At 65.0% G+C, this 18,436-nt stretch carries 13 protein-coding genes; 7 read left to right on the plus strand and 6 right to left on the minus strand.

Annotation, left to right across the window (positions count from 1 at the left end):
* Positions 1-6: 6 nt before the first annotated feature.
* The 4 genes from P3H15_RS14470 to P3H15_RS14485 all read right to left on the minus strand — a co-directional run bounded on the left by P3H15_RS14470 (position 7) and on the right by P3H15_RS14485 (position 6,768).
* Entirely contained in the window at positions 7-1,176 is a 1,170-nt protein-coding gene (locus P3H15_RS14470; protein WP_276137869.1) for an MFS transporter, read from the minus strand.
* Positions 1,177-1,296: 120 nt separating this feature from the next.
* Complete coding sequence (locus P3H15_RS14475; protein WP_276137870.1) at positions 1,297-3,324, minus strand: FAD-dependent oxidoreductase; 2,028 nt, start codon at positions 3,322-3,324, stop codon at positions 1,297-1,299.
* A gap of 43 nt (positions 3,325-3,367) precedes the next feature.
* Complete coding sequence (locus tag P3H15_RS14480; protein ID WP_276137871.1) at positions 3,368-4,984, minus strand: FAD-dependent oxidoreductase; 1,617 nt, start codon at positions 4,982-4,984, stop codon at positions 3,368-3,370.
* A 215-nt stretch (positions 4,985-5,199) separates the two neighbouring features.
* The gene (locus tag P3H15_RS14485; RefSeq protein ID WP_276137872.1) at positions 5,200-6,768 is read right to left on the minus strand and encodes a PucR family transcriptional regulator; all 1,569 of its coding nucleotides are present in this window, start codon (positions 6,766-6,768) and stop codon (positions 5,200-5,202) included.
* A gap of 291 nt (positions 6,769-7,059) precedes the next feature.
* Between P3H15_RS14485 and P3H15_RS14490 the strand changes: the two genes are divergently transcribed.
* Both P3H15_RS14490 and P3H15_RS14495 read left to right on the plus strand, forming a co-directional pair.
* Positions 7,060-8,847, plus strand: a complete 1,788-nt coding sequence (locus P3H15_RS14490; protein WP_276137873.1) for a thiamine pyrophosphate-binding protein — start codon at positions 7,060-7,062, stop codon at positions 8,845-8,847.
* A 109-nt stretch (positions 8,848-8,956) separates the two neighbouring features.
* Entirely contained in the window at positions 8,957-9,814 is an 858-nt protein-coding gene (locus P3H15_RS14495) for a mycofactocin-coupled SDR family oxidoreductase (RefSeq protein ID WP_276137874.1), read from the plus strand.
* A gap of 98 nt (positions 9,815-9,912) precedes the next feature.
* Here P3H15_RS14495 and P3H15_RS14500 read toward each other — a convergent pair whose 3' ends face one another.
* Positions 9,913-10,932, minus strand: a complete 1,020-nt coding sequence (locus P3H15_RS14500; RefSeq protein ID WP_276137953.1) for an aldo/keto reductase — start codon at positions 10,930-10,932, stop codon at positions 9,913-9,915.
* A gap of 443 nt (positions 10,933-11,375) precedes the next feature.
* On the opposite strand from P3H15_RS14500, the gene hisD reads away from it, so the two are divergent.
* From hisD to P3H15_RS14520, 4 genes are all read left to right on the plus strand, one after another.
* Positions 11,376-12,701 carry a histidinol dehydrogenase gene (gene hisD, locus P3H15_RS14505; RefSeq protein ID WP_276137875.1) on the plus strand — a complete coding sequence of 442 codons (1,326 nt, stop codon included), beginning with the start codon at positions 11,376-11,378 and terminating at the stop codon, positions 12,699-12,701.
* Complete coding sequence (locus tag P3H15_RS14510) at positions 12,698-14,119, plus strand: aspartate ammonia-lyase (RefSeq protein WP_276137876.1); 1,422 nt, start codon at positions 12,698-12,700, stop codon at positions 14,117-14,119. Before hisD ends, P3H15_RS14510 begins: the two co-directional genes overlap by 4 nt.
* Before the next feature lie 238 nt (positions 14,120-14,357).
* The gene (locus P3H15_RS14515) at positions 14,358-15,503 is read left to right on the plus strand and encodes a LacI family DNA-binding transcriptional regulator (RefSeq protein WP_276137954.1); all 1,146 of its coding nucleotides are present in this window, start codon (positions 14,358-14,360) and stop codon (positions 15,501-15,503) included.
* Between the two features lie 2 nt (positions 15,504-15,505).
* Positions 15,506-15,853 (plus strand): WhiB family transcriptional regulator, encoded by a 348-nt coding sequence (locus tag P3H15_RS14520; protein WP_276137877.1) that lies wholly within the window; start codon positions 15,506-15,508, stop codon positions 15,851-15,853.
* Between the two features lie 54 nt (positions 15,854-15,907).
* Here the strand turns inward: P3H15_RS14520 and P3H15_RS14525 are convergent, their stop codons facing one another.
* Positions 15,908-16,915 carry a LysR family transcriptional regulator gene (locus tag P3H15_RS14525; protein WP_276137878.1) on the minus strand — a complete coding sequence of 336 codons (1,008 nt, stop codon included), beginning with the start codon at positions 16,913-16,915 and terminating at the stop codon, positions 15,908-15,910.
* Positions 16,916-17,020: 105 nt separating this feature from the next.
* Between P3H15_RS14525 and P3H15_RS14530 the strand changes: the two genes are divergently transcribed.
* Positions 17,021-18,394, plus strand: a complete 1,374-nt coding sequence (locus P3H15_RS14530) for an MFS transporter (RefSeq protein ID WP_276137879.1) — start codon at positions 17,021-17,023, stop codon at positions 18,392-18,394.
* Positions 18,395-18,436 lie beyond the last annotated feature (42 nt).

Genomic DNA, 18,436 nt, shown 5'->3' on the forward strand with positions numbered 1-18,436 from the left:
CGCCTGCTAGCGGCCGACGTTCCGGGCCGCCGCGCAGCAGATCGCGGTGGCGCACAGCGGAATCAGCATGGCTGTATTGATCGGCACGTGCTCGGCCAGCCATCCGATCAGCGCCGGCCCGGCGAGCAGTGCCCCGTACCCGAGGCCGACGACGCGGGAGAAGTCGGTTCCCGACGTTCCGTCGAGGTTGCCTGCGGTGGACAGGACCTGGGGAACACTTCCCGACAGTCCGAGTCCGAAGATAGCCCAGCCGACCATTGTCAGAGGTACGACGGGCGAGAGTAGGACGATTCCCATCCCGACGCAGGCGACCGCGCATCCGACGCGCACCACCCACTGTCCGCCCCGGCGCTGGGCGACACGGTCGGCGCTGAACCGGCCCACCGTCATCGTCGTCACGAATGCACCGAATGTCAGTGCTCCGACCGCCTCGGAAGCACCCAGGTGCTCCTGCGCATGGATGCTGCCCCAGTCCATTGCGGCGCCCTCGGAGAGGAACAGCAGGAAGGCGAGTGCGCCGAGGACGACGAGGCGGCGTTGCACGGTACGGGTGCGGACGGGAGTGGAACCAGCCCCGTCCACCGGCCGGGTGGGGCGGCTGAATCGGACCAGGTGCGTCGCTGCCGCCAGCGTGAGCAGCAAACACGTCCCGGACATCACGACCGCTGTGGTCGTCATGCTCCATTCGAGGGCAAGTGTCGCCGCCCCGATCAGGGATCCGATGACGCTGCCGACCGAGAAGACCGCGTGAAACGCGGACATGATCGACCGCTCGTAGTCCTGCTCGACCACCACGGCCTGCGCATTCATGGACACGTCTGTGCCGCCCATGGCGAGCCCGAAGAGCGTCAGACCGACGAGCAGTTCGGTCTTGTCGGTGGCCAGCATGGGTCCGACCAACAGGATCGACATCGCCGCCCCGGCGACGACCCCCGTGGTGCCGCCACCGAATCGGGTGATCAGCGGTCCCGTTACCTGCATGCCGACGAGAGCCCCTGCTCCGAGCACGAGCAGCATCGTTCCCAGCATCGCCGTGGAGATGCCTGTCTGCTGCTGAATCGAAGGTATGTGGACAGCCCACGTGGACACGGCCAGCCCGAAGACGACGAAGAGCGCGAACACCGAGACTCGCGCCCTGCGAAGGGCTGGAGAAATCGTCTGTGTGACTGAAGCCATGATTTCCGTTTCGATTCTGATTTCAACTGGGCAGGTGAGGGATCGCAGTGCAGGTTCCTGCCGGTCCGTCCGGGCCCCGGGCCGGACGGACCGGCAGTCGCGGCTCGCCGCCTACCGCTGTCAGGCGAGCACGCCGACACGGCGTGCGGCGCGCTCACCCTCGTGAACCGCCTCGAGCATGGTTCGGCTCGCCACCGCGTCACCGATGCGTTCGACCGGTATCCCACTGTTCTTCAGTGCGAAGTAGAGGTCGTTGACGGGTCGGTGCCAACCGGCGAGAACAACCGTGTCGATGTCGCGGAGTGTCTCCTCCCGCCCCTTTTCGCTGATGTGAAGAGTCGATCCCTCGACGGCGGTGAGGCTGGTGAACGGATGTGTCTTGATGCCCGCGTCGTGGATCCTCGGCACCGCGAGATTGGCACTGAACGGACCCAGCTTCGATCCGGCGAACGGCAGCACCGTCAGCAACTCCACCTCACGTCCTTCCTCCGCGAACTGCAGGGCCAGGCCGATTCCCTTCCAGCCGCCTTCTCCGTCGTCGACCACGGCTACATGGTTGCCCACAGGCTTGGAGTCTTCGAGCACGTCCCACACCGACAGCACGTGGTCCTGGTCGAGTCCCGGCGTGGACTTGATGCCGAGAGAGATGTTGCCAACGATGTCGTCGCCGGGAGCCGACCCGGTCGCGACGATGATGTGGTCCGGTGCCAGCGCCAGCACTTCCTCGGCCGTTGCTGCCCACCCGAGGCGAAGGTCGACGCCGTACTTGCGGATCATGACGTCGAGGTGGTCGATCACCAACCCGATCTCGCCACGTCCCTTGATCTTGTCCGCGATCCGCAGCTGGCCGCCGGTGATGGGGCGTCGTTCGATGAGGATGACCTCGTGGCCCTGACGTGCGGATGCCTCGGCTGCCTTCATGCCGGCCGGGCCTGCGCCGATGACAACGACGCGGCGCCGGATCGTCGCCTGAACCAATGTGTCGGAACCCAGTTCCCGTTCGAACCCCGCGGCGGGGTTGTGGACGCACGAACTGTGTGTGGGCTTGAACAGGCGGTCGATGCACCCCTGGTTGCAGCCGATGCACCGACGGATCTCGTCGATGCGGCCTTCCTTCATCTTGTTCACCGTCTCCGGGTCGGCGATCTGCTGACGGGTCATGGCGACCATGTCGGCATGACCCTGATTGATGATGTCGACGGCGTCCTCGGGGACGTTGACGCGGCCGACGGCGATCACCGGAACGTCGACTACTTCCTTGACCGCGGCAGCAAGGCTTTCCCAGATGCGCTTGGGGTGCTGCATGTCGGGGACGTTCTGGTGGGCTTCCAGGTAGGTCGCACCCTTGACGATGATGTAGTCGATGGCACCGGTTGCGGTGCAGGCCAGGGCGATCTTCTTCGCATCGTCGATCTCGAGTCCGCCGGGGCTGAAGTCGCTGCCCTGCAGGTTCATGCCGATGAGGTAGTCGGGTCCGACCTCGTTGCGTACTGCTTCGATGACACGGAGCAGGAACCGCATCCGATTCTCGAGCGATCCGCCGTACTCGTCGGTGCGCTGGTTGGAGAAGGGCGACAGAAACGCGGCCAGCAGATATCCGCCGTAGCCCGAGTGGATTTCGACTCCGTCGATTCCTGCCTGCTTGGCGTGACGAGCGCTGAGCGCGTGGCCCGCGACGATCTCGTCGATGTCCTCGACTTCCATCTCTTTCGGCATTTCGAGGTTGAACGGACACGGGGTGTTGGAGGGTCCCCACAGCGGACGTCCCGTCCAGGTCGAGCTGCTCTGCCGTCCGGTGTGGCCGAGCTGCATGACGATGCGCGCCCCGTACTCGTGCACGGCATCTGCGATCTTGCGCAGGCCGGGGACGACTTCCGGGTAATACGCGCGTACCTCGTTCGGGACGTTCTGCGACGACGGGTGGACCTGTGGGAAGGCCATGCCGATCAGTCCCGCGCCGCCTTTGGCTCGCTCACGGTAGTAGGCGACGTGTTGGTCGGAGGGCAGGTGGTCCTTCGCCATACCGGTGCCGTGCCCGGTCATGACCACGCGGTTGCGAATCTCCACCTTGCCGAGGGTGATCGGTTCGAAGAGCGGCGCCAGCGCAGGATCCACTGTTGCTGCGGTACTGGCGATCGTGGACGTCATTCCGTGTCTCCTTGTGAGGATCTAGCTCTGTAGTCGGAGGTATCTAGTGGGCGCGGGAATTCGTTGCCGCGGAACGTGCCGTGACCGGGGAGCACTGTTCACCCGGCGTGAGCTGACCGGACCGGCCGAGTCGAAGGGACAGTGCCGCCACGGTGATCGCCGGGTTGACCGCTGCCGACGACGGAAAGGTCGAGCTGTCGGCGATCCAGAGATTGTCCAGGTCGTGCGCTTTCAGGTTTTCGTCGACGACGCTGGTGGCGGGGTCGTGACCCATCCGTGCCGTCCCGCACTGGTGTGAGGTGGCTTCGACTCCGAGACTCTGAGTGAGAACGACGGGAAAGCCTGCCCGGCGAACGACCTTCTTCATCCGCTTGATGAGTTCACGGTGTGCGGAGAGGTTCGTCTCCCGCCGCTCGATCTCGACCTGTCCCCGGCTGTTGACGGTCACGCGGTTCTCGGGCAGCGGAAGGTCCTCGGTCTGGATGAAGAGGTCGAGGGTGTACTTGGTGACCTCCTCGAGGATCGGCATGGGCACCCAGGGCTTGCCCCGCTTGGCCATCGGGCCGCGCAGCTTGCCTAGGCCTTGCACGTTTCCGAGCGGGTACTTGGTCGTGGGCCCGGCTTCGTACCAGTCGTTGATGCCGATCGTCTTCTGGTACACCGCCTCGTTCTTTCGGCGGGGGTCGATGGCCAGGAAGAAGGTCGTCACGTGGGCCATGTAGTTGCGGCCCACCTGATCGGATGTGTTGGCCAGCCCGTTCGGGTGGGTGCTCGATGCCGAGCGAAGCAACAGCGAAGCGGTATTAGCTGCGCCACAGGCGATTACGAATCGCCCGGCCTTGACCGCAATGCTCCTGCCGTTGTGGGTGATCCGCGCGTGCGTGACGGTGCGCCCGCTTGCGTCCGTGTCAAGACGGGTGACCTCCGCGTTGGTCAGCAACTGTACGTTTCCGCTGCGCAGGGCCGGGCGGACGGCCGCGACGTCCGCATCCCCCTTGGCGTCAACCATGCAGGCGAACGAGTCGCACGTGTCGCACAGGACACAGGGCCCGCCCGGCTTCCAGTTGATGGATTGCGGGGCCGCGAACGGATGCAGACCCTGTTGCCGCGCGCTGTCGACCAACCTCGCCATGGCACCCTCGTGCGGGACGCCAGGGAACGGGTAATCCGTTGAGCGCCAAGGGTCGGTCGGGTCCTCTCCCTTGTTGCTGTGCACCCAGAACATCCGCTCGGCCTCGCCGTAGTGCGGTTCGAGTTCGTCGTAGGTGAACGGCCACGCCGGCGAGGTACCGTCGGGATGCTCGATCTCCCTGAAATCGCACTCGCGAAATCGGGGAAGCGTCGCGCCGTACAGCTTCGTGCTGCCGCCCACGTAGTGGTAGTTGCCCGGTACGAAATCGTTGCCGGTCGTCCTGTCGTGCCATGCGGCCGAGTTCTTGTACCGTCCTTCGGCATGAACTGCTTCCGCCGACCAGTTTTCGCGCTCGGCAGGCAAGAAGTCCCCCTGTTCGATGATCAGGACTTTCGCTCCCGAGTCCTTGAGCGCGTAGGCGAGCGTTCCACCGCCCATTCCCGATCCGACGATCGCGATGTCGCACTCGAGGATGTCCGCTGGATCGGTAATGACCTGTGACTGCAACGCTGTAATCGCATTCGACATACATGTCTCCCTGAAACCATCAGCCGTCGCCCAGAATTGTGGGTTGAGAATTGAATCTAGTGCGGCATCGATGCTGTTCAGAGGGGCACAGTGAGCAGAAGTAGGCACCCAATTTGCGCACTGCGTGCAACGAATTCCGGACCACGCAGGTCGCCGTCCAGGTTAGTTAGCGGAGGCTACCCTTGTCATCCCCGGTGAATACAATGCGTCCGACATCACTCGAACGTCGATCGATCCTGCCTGTGCAGCAGATCGTGCCCGCGGACGGCGAAGATCAGTGCCTGGCGAGCGTCCGTATCATCCAGCGAGCGTCCGAGCAGCTCAGTGATGCGGTCGAGACGGTAGTACAGGGTGCGACGCTGCACGAACAGAAGCTGCGCAGCCTGGGACTTGTTGCCGTCGCACGCGAGATACGTTCGCAACGTGGGCAGCAGCGGATTCACCCCCTTGGCGTCGTGCTTGAGCAGGGGTCCGAGCTCGTCCTCGATGTACCGGGCCAGTTCGGATCCTTGCGCGAGTGAGGCGAGCAGTCGTAGCACCCCCAGATCGTCGAATCGGTGCACCGCCTTCTCAGGCCGCGCCGACGCCACAGACACCGCGCTTCGCGCTTGTTCGATCGCGGTCGGCAGCTGCGCAGGTTCGACCTGCCGGCTGATCCCCGCACTGACTCCCAGCTCCGTGAGTCGATCGATGATCTGTTTCTCCACATCAGGCCTCGTCAGGCCCATCACAGCCAACGTGTATTCGCCGAGGTCGGCCACCACCGCCGGGACGTGCAGTGTTCGACAGAAATCGTCCATCGCGTCTTCGCTCGTCGCTCCCAGCGGCGTCTCTTTGAGGACGAGGACTGCGATCAGGGCGCGATCACGGAGGTCACGGCCGATGCGGAGGGCACGTTGGACGAACATGTCGCCGGAGATGTCTCCGAGAAGCAGTCGACTCACCAGGGCGTTCTGCCGTTGGGCGGCCTTGGCACCGCTCTCGCGGATACCGAGAAGGGCAATGGCGATCCCGTCTGCCGTGCGATCCAAGGCATACGTACCGGTGCCCGCCAAAGTCGCTCCCTCGTGGAGGACGTGGAGCCATCCCCACCGCTCACCACGGAGCACAACGGCGCGACGCGTACAGTTCGCCGCCTCGTTCGAGCTGCCGGTGCCCGGCTGGTCGTGTTCGATCCGCGAGTGACGCTCCCAGTCCGACAGCATCCGGTCCGCAACATCTGTTATGCCCGAGTACGCGATCACCTGCCGTGTCGAATCCTCCAGCACGACCGGGCACTGCACTTCGCGCGCAAGGGTATCCGTGAAATGCACGTAGTCGCGGCCGGCCAGGAGCAGCTGCATGAATGCCGCGTTCAGTCGTTCGTAGGCCATGAGGTCCACCACTCGTTGGTCGACGATGGACTCGTGGACCTGAGCGGAGACCTCCACGAAGGGGACTTCACCATCGAGTCCCACAAGCGGGAAGTTCATCGCCTGTGCGGTGTCGATCAGCGCCTGGGGCATGTGGTCGAATGCCCGGCCGCTGAGCTCGATCACCAGAACCGCTGCTCCCGCTTTCGCAACCTCCTCGATATATTGACGCTGCCGGTCCGGCGAAGCGCCGATACCGAGACCCGCCGTGAGGAGCATCTCGCCGCCGCTCAGGAACCGGGCTATGTCCGGGACCTCTGTGGGATGGACCCAGCGGATCACCCGGTTCAGCGCGGCCTCCCCGGCGTACACCTTCAGGTTCGTACGGCGAAACACCTCGAGGCCGAGGGCTGCTCGAACGGTCATTGTCATCGGCGTCGCCACCTTCGCAGTACAGACTGTGAACAAGTAACCGTAACTGTTGCACACGATGCATCTTCTAAATGCAATCTACGCCGGTGCACACTTACCCGTGAAGGTGGTCACATCACTGAACTGATGTCGACAGGACGCGCGCCCGCGCTGTGGTGCGTCGCCCCGGACCGGCGTCCGCACCGGCCACCGTCCGCGGCGTCCGGCACGGAATTCAGCCGAATAGATGCAAGCGAAGGGACTCTGTGCCGCCGACAACGGTGCGGAACTACCCATTAGAGAGGATTTTCAATGCCTAGGCTCAACGGCGGACAAGTCATCGGCCGAATTCTGAAGCAGTACGGGGTGCCCTACGTCGCGGGCATCCCCGGCCATGGAATTTGGGGGCTCATGGATGCCTTCAACGAAGAGGAATCGAAGATTCCCTTCATCCAGACGTACCACGAGCAGAGCGCCGTGCATCTCGCCGACGGCTTCTACCGTGCCTCGGGTCAGCCGATGGCGGCTGTGACGTCCATCGGCGCCGGCGCATCCAACACCGTTCTCGGTCTCGCCACCGCATACAGCGACTCGACCAGCGTTCTCGTCATCACCGGCGGTCCGCCGCGCCACATGCGCGGCCGCGGAGTGCTGCAGGAACTCGACCGCCAGAAGGACAACGGCTTCCCGCAGGTCGCCGAGGCCGTCTCGAAGCGCAGCTGGGTGGCGAACAGCATCGAGGATCTGCCGTTCATCATGCACCGCGCGTTCAGTGCGATGCTGACCGGCCGCCGTGGTCCTGCGCACATCGAGGTGCCGTGGGACCTGCACGCGGAGACCGCCGACGTGTCTTTCCATGATCTCGCGCGCCGGCTTCCCGTCGGTCTGCAGTACCCCGATCCCGAGGCCGTCAACCGAGCCGCAGCGCTGCTCGCCGGCGCCGAGCGGCCCGTCATCGTCGTGGGTGGCGGCGCCATCAGCGCCAACGCGACCGACGAGGTTCTCGCGCTCGCCGAGGCCCAGAACATCCCGGTAGCAACGACCTGGAACGGCAAGAGCGCCTTCCCCGAGGATCACCGGCTCTTCGTCGGCAGCGTCGGACAGACGGGCACGATCCACGGCAACTACCTCGCTGCCAATGCCGATGTCGTCATCTCCATCGGTTGCCGCTTCACCGACTGGTCCGCCTCGAGTTACAGCCGTGGAAAGTCCTTCTCCTTCCCGCCGGCGAAGCTCATCCATATCGACATCGACCCCCACGAGATCGGCAAGATCTACCCGGCGGAGGTCGGCATCGTCGCCGACGCGAAGCCCACGGTTGCCGCGATCGTCGACAGCCTCCCCTCCTCCACCCCGGCTCGTTCCGAGTACGTGGCCGAGATCGCGGAGCGCAAGGCCGATTGGGAAGAGCAGCTCTCCGCCCGCCGTGAGTCGGACCGCTTCCCGTTCACGCTCCAGCGCCCGCTCGGTGCACTGCGCAACGTCATGGACCGCGACGGCATCGTGCTCGTCGGTTCGGGCAACACTCAGGGAGCGGTCAAACAGACCTTCCCGGTGTACGAGCCCCGCACCCACCTCACCACCGGTGGGTTCTCCGCGATGGGCTGGCCGGTGCCTGCCGCGCTCGGCGCGAAGCTCGCTGCACCCGAACGCCAGGTCGCGTGTATCACCGGTGACGGTGACTTCCTCATGACGGCGCAGGAGATCGGTGTCGCGATCCAGCACGACATCCCTGTCGTGTTTGTGGTGCAGGACAATTCGGGCTACATCTCGATCCGCGGCGGGCAGCGGAACGCCACGGACCGCATGATCGGCACCGAGTTCAACCGTCCCGACGGAACGCCGTACAGCCCGAGCTTCAAGGATCTCGGCAAGTCCTTCGGACTCGAGTCCTTCCGCGTCGACTCCCCCGCCGACCTGGAGCCGACATTCAAGCGGGCATTCGACGCCAAGGCCCCCGTGCTCGTCGAGGTTCCGACCGACCGCGACCTCGCAAGCCCGTTCGTGCCGGGATGGCTCGACTTCCCACCGCTGCCGCACATCACCGATGAGCGTGCGGACGAGTACCGCGAGGCACGCGCGAACGAGCAGCACCAGTAGTTCCTCGAACCGCCGCCGTGGGTTTTCGCCCGCGGCGGCGGTTTTCGTTTCCGGGGTTCCGCGCACGAGACCCCACCCACCCCAGTGCGACTCGAAAGCAGAGGACTCAATGTCACGTCTAGTAGGAAAAATTGCGCTCGTCACCGGTGCCGCACGCGGCCAGGGGCGATCCCACGTCCGCCGACTTGCCGAGGAGGGCGCTGACATCATTGCGCTCGACCTGTGCGGCCAGATAGACACCGTCCCCTATCCGATGTCGACCCCCGACGATCTCGGCGAGACGGTGGCCCTAGTCGAGGGACTCGGTCGACGCATCGTCGCCCGGTCGGTCGATGTCCGTGACCTTCCTAGCCTTGAAAAGGCGGTACAGGAGGGTGTATCGGAGCTCGGCGGGCTCGACGTCGTCGTCGCGAATGCGGGCACTCTCAACGGTGTCGCACCGATGTGGGAACTGACCGAGCGCCAGTTCGAGGATCAGATCGATGTGAATCTGACCGGTGTCTGGAAGACGATCAAGGCCACGGTCCCGGCGCTGCTCGAACGCGGCAACGGCGGTTCGGTGATCCTGATCAGCTCCATCTCCGGCCTGACCGCCGAACTGAACGTCGGGCACTACTCGGCATCGAAACATGGCGTGAACGGGCTGATGCGCACGCTGTCGGGGGAACTGGCGCCTTATCGGATCCGTGTCAACTCGATCAACCCGACCAACGTGAACACCCTGATGATCAACAACCCCGAGTACAATCAGATGTTCGCCGGTGGCAAAGCCGGCGCTACCCAGGCCGACGCGCTCCCGGCGCTGCAGGCCATGCACGCGCTGCCGGTTCCCTTCCTCGACCCCGTCGATGTGAGCAACGCCGTCGTCTACCTGGCCTCGGACGATGGACGGTACATCACCGGCACAGCTCAGGTCATCGACGCCGGGGCCATGACACCTTTCAAGGCACCACACCTGACGACGTAGGACATCGGGAACGGGAATCCAGGGTTCCGCACACACGAAAACGACCTCCGCACAGCGTTCACCACTCGGCGGCGCTGTGCGGAGGCCGTTCGTTCAGATCAGGACTCGGGTGTCGGCGCGTCGTCGCGCACCAGGCCGGCTTCGCGCAGATCCGTCCACAGCTGTTGCGGGATCACAGTGTCGAAGAGTTCGGCATTCCGCTTCTGCTGTTCGACATTGCGGGCGCCGATGCAGATGCTCAGGACCGAAGGGTGCGCATACGCGAACTGCAGTGCGGCCGCGGCCAGTGGAACGTGGTGGTCGCTGCAGATACGTTCGAGGTGGCCCGCCTTCTCCTTCACCGACTCCGGTGCGAGCGCGTAGTTGAACCGTGCAGCCGGGATCGGCCCGGTGGCCAGAATTCCGCTGTTGTACACGCCTCCCAGGACGATGCCGATACCCCGCTTTTCGCACAGCGGCAGCACTTCGTCCAGCGGTTCCTGCTCGAGGAGGGTGTAACGTCCTGCAAGTAGGTAAAGATCGGCGTCGGTGCTGCGTACTGCGTCGGTCATGACATCGGTGTCGTTGATCCCGAACCCGATCGCCTTGACCACCCCCTGATCGCGCAGTGACTCGAGCGCCGGGTAGGCGCCTTCGATTGCCTGCTTGAACAATTCCGGTTGAGCCGCGCCGTGGGTGTAACGATCCACGTCGTGGATGAACAGGATGTCGAAACGGTCGCACAGCATGCGCTGCATGCTCCGTTCGACTGAACGCATCACGCCGTCGTAGCTGTAGTCGAACTCCGCGACGAAGGGCGGGATGTCCTTGTACTGGCCGTCGCTCGTCGGCGCGTTGAGTCGCGGACTGACCACCCGTCCGACCTTGCTGGACAGCACATACTCGGACCTGTCGTACTCGCGCAGAGCGTGTGCCAGCCGGTATTCGCTGAGGCCGTTTCCGTAGCCGGGGGCGGTGTCGAAGTACCGAATCCCCATGTTCCAGGAGTTGACCACGGTGTCGCGCGCAGCGGTATCGGTGAACGGATGGTTGAAGTTTCCGATCGGGGCGCCGCCGAAACCTGCGGCAGTGAAGTCGATTCCGGACCGGGCGTGCGTACGCGCAGCATCCACTTTCATATCCATCCCTACGTTGTGGTGTCGAGGTCAGCGCGGTCCCACGGGCGGTGTGATGCATATTCCTGGGTCGAATGGCCGAGTTTGCGCTCGTCCGGGCCGCGCCATCAGTTCACAGAGTAGGAGAGGTCACGCCTCCACTGAATGCACAGAGTATGCAGCGCAGAGGTGAATGGTTGCGCGCATTGATCCCCGGACCGCGCACCATGGCAGCCGAGACGTTGCCCTCGGCTGACGGCATCGGCGCTCGTGCGGCCGAGATTACCCAGAATCCCGAGCAGGCGGTACATCCAATTCCGGCTCAGGCGAGGGCACCTGGCGTCGAGACTAAACACAATGTGCACTTCCATCCACAAAGTGTGCCCGCTTTGCGCCTGTTGCGTTCGGTGTCACACCAGGATGCTTGGACCAAGCAGTTCCATCCCCGCGACGCCAAGGAAGCATCCATGTCATTCGTTCTCAAGGCCGCCGTCGGCGAACCGGCACAGCGGTCCAGCAATTCCGCCGTCGTCGACACCGTCGCGGCCGTCATTGCCGACGTTCGTGCCAACGGCGAATCTGCCGTGCGCAAGTACTCCGAGAAGTTCGACGGCTGGTCCCCGGAATCGTTCCGTCTCAGCGAGGATCAGGTTCGCTCGATCATCGGCTCGGTTCCGGAGACGGTCCTCGACGACCTGCGATTCGCGCAGCGGCAGATCCGGGGCTTCGCTCAGGCGCAGCGTGATTCGATTCAGGACATCGAGGTCGAAACCCTGCCGGGCGTCTTCCTCGGCCACCGCAACGTCCCGATCGATGCCGCGGCCGCATACGTGCCCGGCGGGCGCTACCCACTCACCGCGTCTGCGCACATGACGGTTCTGACCGCGAAGGTCGCCGGCGTCGAGCGGGTCGCGGCGACGACGCCGCCGAACGCCGGCGAGGCACCGCCGATCAGTGTCGCCGCCATGCACCTCGCCGGCGCCGACGAGATCTTCGTCCTCGGCGGCGTGCAGGCGATCGCCGCCCTGGCGCTCGGCACCGAAACCATCGCCCCGGTGTCGATCCTGACCGGCCCCGGCAACGCGTACGTGGCCGAGGCCAAGCGGCAGCTGTTCGGTGAGGTCGGGATCGACCTCTTCGCCGGACCGACCGAGACGCTCATCGTCGCCGACGACCACGCCGACCCGTTCACCATCGCCGTCGACCTGCTCAGCCAGGCCGAGCACGGCCCCGATTCACCGTGCGTGCTGATCACCACGTCCGAGGCAGTGGGGCGCGCGACGCTCGACCACATCGAGGCACTGCTTCCCGGCCTGGAGACCAATGCCATCGCCGGCCCCGCGTGGCGCGACCACGGCCAGGTGCACGTCGTCGATGATCTCGCGTCGGCGTACGCACTGGCCGACAAGTTCGCGTCCGAGCACGTCCAGATCCTCACCGAAGAGCCCCGCGAGGCGCTCACCGCCATGCGGAACTACGGCGCGCTGTTTCTCGGCGAGGGCACGTGCGTCCCCTACGGCGACAAGCTGATCGGCACCAACCATGTCCTCCCCACCCTGGGAGCCGCCAACTACACCGGCGGTCTGTGGGTGGGCAAGTTCCTCAAGACGCTCACCTACCAGGAGGTCCGCAACCTCGAGACCAGCGCCCAGTTGGGCGAGGTCTGCGGCCGGGTCTCGCGACTGGAGAAGTTCGAGGGCCATGCCCGATCGGGCGACCTCCGCGCCGCCAAGTTCGGGAACGCGCCGCTGCCGTGGGGCAACATCCCGACCCGGGTGACCTCGGACCGATGAGCCGCCTCGAGCACGACCTGCTCGGTGATCGGGAGGTGCCCTCCGACGCGTACTACGGGATCCACACCCTGCGCGCAACGGAGAACTTTCCGATCACCGGCATTCCACTGTCGAACCATCCCGATATGGTGGTGGCGCTGGCTGCAGTGAAACAGTCAGCAGCACAAGCTAATGCCGATTTAGGGTTGCTGCCGCCACGCGAAGCCGAAGCGATCGCCCAAGCATGTGCGGAGATCCGGGGCGGCGCCCTGCACGATCATTTCGTTGTCGACGTCGTCCAGGGTGGTGCCGGTACCTCCAGCAACATGAACGCCAACGAGGTGGTCGCCAACCGGGCGCTCGAACTGCTCGGCCACGCCCGCGGCAGCTACGAGCACCTGCACCCGCTCGAGCACGTCAACCTCGGACAGAGCACCAACGACGTCTACCCCACCGCACTCAAGGTGGGGCTGCAGGTGGCGCTGACCCGGCTGCGGGCGGCGATGACCGAACTCGCGGAGGAATTCGCGGCGAAGTCGACCGAGTTCGCCGACGTTCTCAAGATCGGGCGCACCCAACTGCAGGACGCCGTCCCGATGACCCTCGGGCAGGAAATCGCGACGTTCGCGTTGATGATCGACGAGGATTCCCAGCGACTCGGCGAGGCGGCACTGCTCATCTCCGAGATCAACCTCGGCGGCACGGCGATCGGCACCGGCCTCAACGCCCATCCGGAGTACGCGCGGCGGGTGCGTGATCACCTCGCGGCGATCACCGGACTCGACGTGATCACCGCGTCGAACCTCGTCGAGGCTACGCAGGACGTCGGCGCGTTCGTGCAACTATCCGGGGTGCTCAAGCGCACCGCGGTGAAGCTGTCGAAGATCTGCAACGACCTACGGCTGCTGTCGTCGGGCCCCCGCGCCGGGTTCGGCGAGATCACGTTGCCGCCGGTGCAGGCCGGCTCGTCGATCATGCCGGGCAAGGTGAATCCGGTGATCCCGGAGGTGGTGAACCAGATCGCCTTCCGGGTGATCGGAAACGACCTGACCGTCACGATGGCGGCCGAGGGCGGGCAACTGCAGCTCAACGCGTTCGAGCCGATCATCGCGCACAGCCTGTTCGAAACGATCGAGTTGCTCACCCGCGGATGCACCGTGCTGCGTGAGCGGTGCGTCGCCGGGATCGAGGCGAACGTCGAGCATCTCGCGCGCACTGTGGAGGCGTCCATCGGAGTCGTGACCGCACTCAACCCGCACATTGGGTACACCGCGGCCACCGCGATCGCCGCCGAGGCGCTTGTGAGCGGTCGCACGGTCGCCGCACTCGTGCTCGAGCGGGGCCTGCTGACCAAGGAGCAACTCGACAGCGTCATGCATCCCGGAAATCTGACACGTTCTGTCTCGCTGCCCCTTGTCCCGGCGCCTTCGACCCGTTGATCCACGGTAGAGGCCCGAAAAGATCACCGACCTGATCGCCCGCATCATGGGGAGCGGACAACGACGTCCGTGGCCCCGCGGGTGATCTCGCGACTCGCGTCTGGTCCTGAACCGACATTCGTGCCGACGACGAGTTGCGCTCGGCCGTCCGGCCCCTCCTCACCGGGGGTCGGACGGCACTCGGGCATTGCTGAACCACGCCGGACGCGCAAGGAAGGGACCTGCGTTGGTGACCACGATGCGCGACGTCGCACGAGTGGCTGGTGTCTCTCAGGCTGCGGTCTCGTATGCGTACAACCAACCGCACAAATTGTCGGCGGCCCGTCGAGCCCACATCTTCCAGGTTGCCGCAAGCCTCGGGTACGCCGGCCCCAATCCGGCCGGACGGAATCTGCGGACTGGTCAGGTGGGTGCGTTGGGGCTGATGATCACCGATTCGCTCCGGTACGCCTTCGACGACCCGGCGACTTCTCAACTGCTCAAGGGTATCTCCGAGATCGGCGAACTGGCCGAGGTCACACTGTCGCTGTTGCCATGCCCTCTCGAATCATCCCGGGTAACGGAAGGTTCCGGGGTGCTGGTGCGCGGCGCGGTCGACGGCTTTCTCGCCTACGCCATGCCGGAAGGACACCCAGGAATGCGGACGGTGCTCAGTAGGAATCTCCCCCTCGTGGTCATCGACGGCCCAAACCCCGGCGACCTGCCACGGGTCGGCATTCACGATCGGGAGGCGGCCCAGCAGGCTACGGAGTACCTGCTCGCGCTCGATCATCGACGCATCGGTTTCCTCGTCGATCGGCTCGTCCCCGATGGCACAGGCGGACTTGTCGATGCTGCGCGTTTCGAAATGACCCGTGATCATGTGATGCGAGAACGACTCACCGGATACCGATCCGCCTGCCAAAAATTCGACGTCCCCTGGTCCACCACTGTAGTCGTCGAGGCCGGTGGGTTCGACGACGAGCTGTCGCGGACGGCTGCGGAAACGCTGCTGGACACTGCGCCGGTGACGGCGATCGTCGCCGCATCGGACCTGCTGGCGCTGGCGGCTCTGGACGTCGCACACGAACGCGGACTGCGGGTGCCCGAGGACCTGTCGGTGGTCGGATTCGACGATATCCCATCCGCGAAAGCCGCGGGGCTGACTACCATTCGGCAGCCTCTCGTCGATAAGGGACGAGAAGCGGCACAATTACTACTCGACATCATCGGCGGCGCCACGGGTCGGGACGTCACACTGCCCACCGAACTCGTGGTCCGTTCCACCACCGGCCCGGCACCAAAAGCCGTTATTGCAGAGCAATTTTCACAGGCAACACTTAATTCGCCGCCTCCGCTCGAGCGACCGCGCCCATCTTGTTTGCCTCCCGAACATGAGGAGTAACCATGCTGACCGCAGAATCCGTCTCGCGGCCCGCACGCACACCATCGACGCCGGGTGACTGGCGACAAACAGCCGCATGCCGCGGGCTCGAATCGACCGTCTTCTTCTCCCCCGACCAAGAACGGGGTCAGGACCGCGAGAAGCGAGAGAAGAGGGCGCAGCAGATTTGTCGCAACTGCCCGGTGCTGAGGTCGTGCCGTGATCACGCTCTGTCAACACGCGAACCTTACGGTATCTGGGGAGGCATGACCGAGAATGATCGACGCCGGCACGCCCGCCGAATCCGCCGCGAGCACTGCACGACCTCGAACGAGGCTACGCCGCCTGCCCGGACAGGCGCGCGCGGATAACGAGAGGCGAATTCGCGATGGTGTCGTCCCGGCATGCGCCGCGTGCGTTGCGAATCACGGTAGCCGGCGATGCGGCGACTCGCGAGGTGGTGCCTCGCGATCGGCGTCTGCGGTGGATCCACCGGGCGAGGGCGCGACCATACTGCCCGGCAAAGGTGCAATCGCGCGGGCCGCCACCTCCAGGAAGGCGGATAACGTCGGGGCGAGGCCCTCTGCTCGATACACCAGTCCCACGGTGCGTGTCACACCCGCGTCGCTGACCGCCACCACCGCACCGGCCGCCGCGGCGCTCGCAGCCATGACGTCGGGGACAAAGGTGACGCCTACGCCGTGCAGGGCGAACGAGACCAAGGCATCCCGCTGGGAGGTGGTCACCACGCGCGGCGGGGTTGCTCCGACATGCTGATACAGCATGTCGGTGATCGTCCGCGTCAGTGTCCCGGAAGGCAATGTCACCAGGGTGTGCTTCTGCAGATCCACTGCTTGCACGACAGGCGGGCCTGAGCCTGCCCCGGCCCCGGCCCCGGAAAGCGTGGTGCCGGGCGGAAATACAGCCATCAGGGTTGTTCGGCGCAGTGGCACGGTCGCCAGCCCCGGGTAGGGGACTTCCAGGTCGGACAGCGCCACGTCACAGCGCGCCTCGGCGACCAGTTTGGCGGCTTCATCGGTGTCGGTCACGGCACTGATTTGCAGATCCACCTGAGGGTACGCACGATGAAACGCCGCAACGATCGGCGCCATATCGGTCACCACCATGGACGGCAATGCCGCCACCTGCAACTCACCCGAATCGCCACCGTGCAACGCCGCGACTGCTGCTTCGGCGTCGATCTGCACACCCATGATCCGGCGCAGAAAAGGGAGAAGCGCCTGTCCCTCTGCGGTCAGCCGCACAGTGCGGTCCACACGGTGGAAAAGACGCAAACCGGTAGCCGACTCCAATGAGGCAATCCGTCGCGACAACGCGGGTTGAGTCAGATGCAGCGCGCGGGCCGCTGCAGAGAAGGAGCCGTGCTCCACGACCGCCACCATTGCCTCGACCTGACCCAACTCCATGCGCATGATGCATGTATATCTCAAAAATGCTCATTTGACGCATAGACGGTGGTGATCAAGAGTTGCATTCACCCCGCCCGATGTGGCGGAGGTCTCAGAACGGAGTGAACCATGCCAGACTCACCGCCGAGCGCTCCCGTGACCGACACACCCGACGCAGCTCGCACGACCGTAAGAAGCCCCGACGAAACCCGGCGACTGATGCGCCGCAACTCTTTCAGCGCCTTCATGGGTGGGCTGCTCGAGTGGTACGACTTCGGCCTCTACGGCTGGGCCGCCTCGTTGGTCTTCCAGCCGCTCTTCTTCGCCTCCAGCAGCACAACGGTCGGGCTCTTGGCGGCATTCGCCACCTTCGGCATCGGCTTCGTCGTACGCCCGCTCGGCGGTCTGGTCTTCGGCCACATCGGCGATCGAGTCGGACGCAAGAGCATGCTGCTGTTGACCATGGCGCTGATGGGCGTTGCCACCGTCGCGGTCGGTCTCCTGCCCACCTACGAGTCCATCGGCATCTGGTCCGTCGTCGCCTTGGTGCTGTGCCGAGTGATCCAAGGCGTCGCGGTCGGAGGGGAATTCGGCGGAGCAGCCCTGATCGCCGCAGAGGAAGCACCCGCTCGCAGCCGCGGCTTCTGGTCCAGTTCGGCCATCATGGGTGGCCCCGCCGGATCGGTGCTCTCATCGCTGGTGTTCTTCGCCTTCGCTGCCATGCCCGAAGAGCAGTTCCTCGACTGGGGATGGCGAATCCCGTTCCTGCTCAGCATCGTCGTGGTCGGCTTCGGTCTGTACTTCCGCCGCAAGCTCGACGACTCCGATGTCTTCAAAGAGGCCATGCACCGCGAGCCCGACCATGTCCCCGTCGCAGAACTGATGCGTCACCACAAATGGCTCATGCTGCGCGCGCTGGGTGCGCGCCTAGTGGACGCACCCGTGGCGAATGTATTCACAGTCTTCGCTGTGTCGTACGTGACCACCGAGATCGGCGGCTCACGCACTGTCGCACTGCTGTGTGGTCTGATCGCGAATGCCGTCCTGTTCGCCCTGATGCCCCTGACAGCGACCTTGTCGGACCGCGTCGGTCGACGACCGGTCCTTCTCGCCGGAGCGGCCATCATGACCATCTCGCCGACCGTCGGTTTCACCCTCATGCACCTCGGCACCGGTCCTTCGATCATCCTCGGAGTCATCATCGCCTGGCCGATCGCCGGCGCGCTCATCGAAGGTCCGATGCCCGCCACCTTGACCGAGCTGTTTCCCACCGCAATTCGCTGCAGTGGAATCTCCTTCGTCTATCAGATGCAGACCATCCTCGGTGGGGCGATGCCTTTCATCGCCGCCGCGATGGTCGCCGCCACCGGTGGTGAGCCGTGGCTGCTCGCCGGATTTCTTGCGGTGCTCGGCGTACTCAACGTCGGCTCCGTTCTGCTCCTGCCCGAGGTGCGGGGCCGCGACCTCAACGCCGAACTTCACGGCCGACCCGTGACCCTCTAGCCGTCATCGTCCGCTCAGCGCGCTCCCATCGAACCGCCGACC

The organism is Rhodococcus sp. T2V (assembly GCF_029269925.1).
In the GTDB taxonomy this organism is placed as follows: Bacteria; Actinomycetota; Actinomycetes; order Mycobacteriales; family Mycobacteriaceae; genus Rhodococcus_F; species Rhodococcus_F koreensis.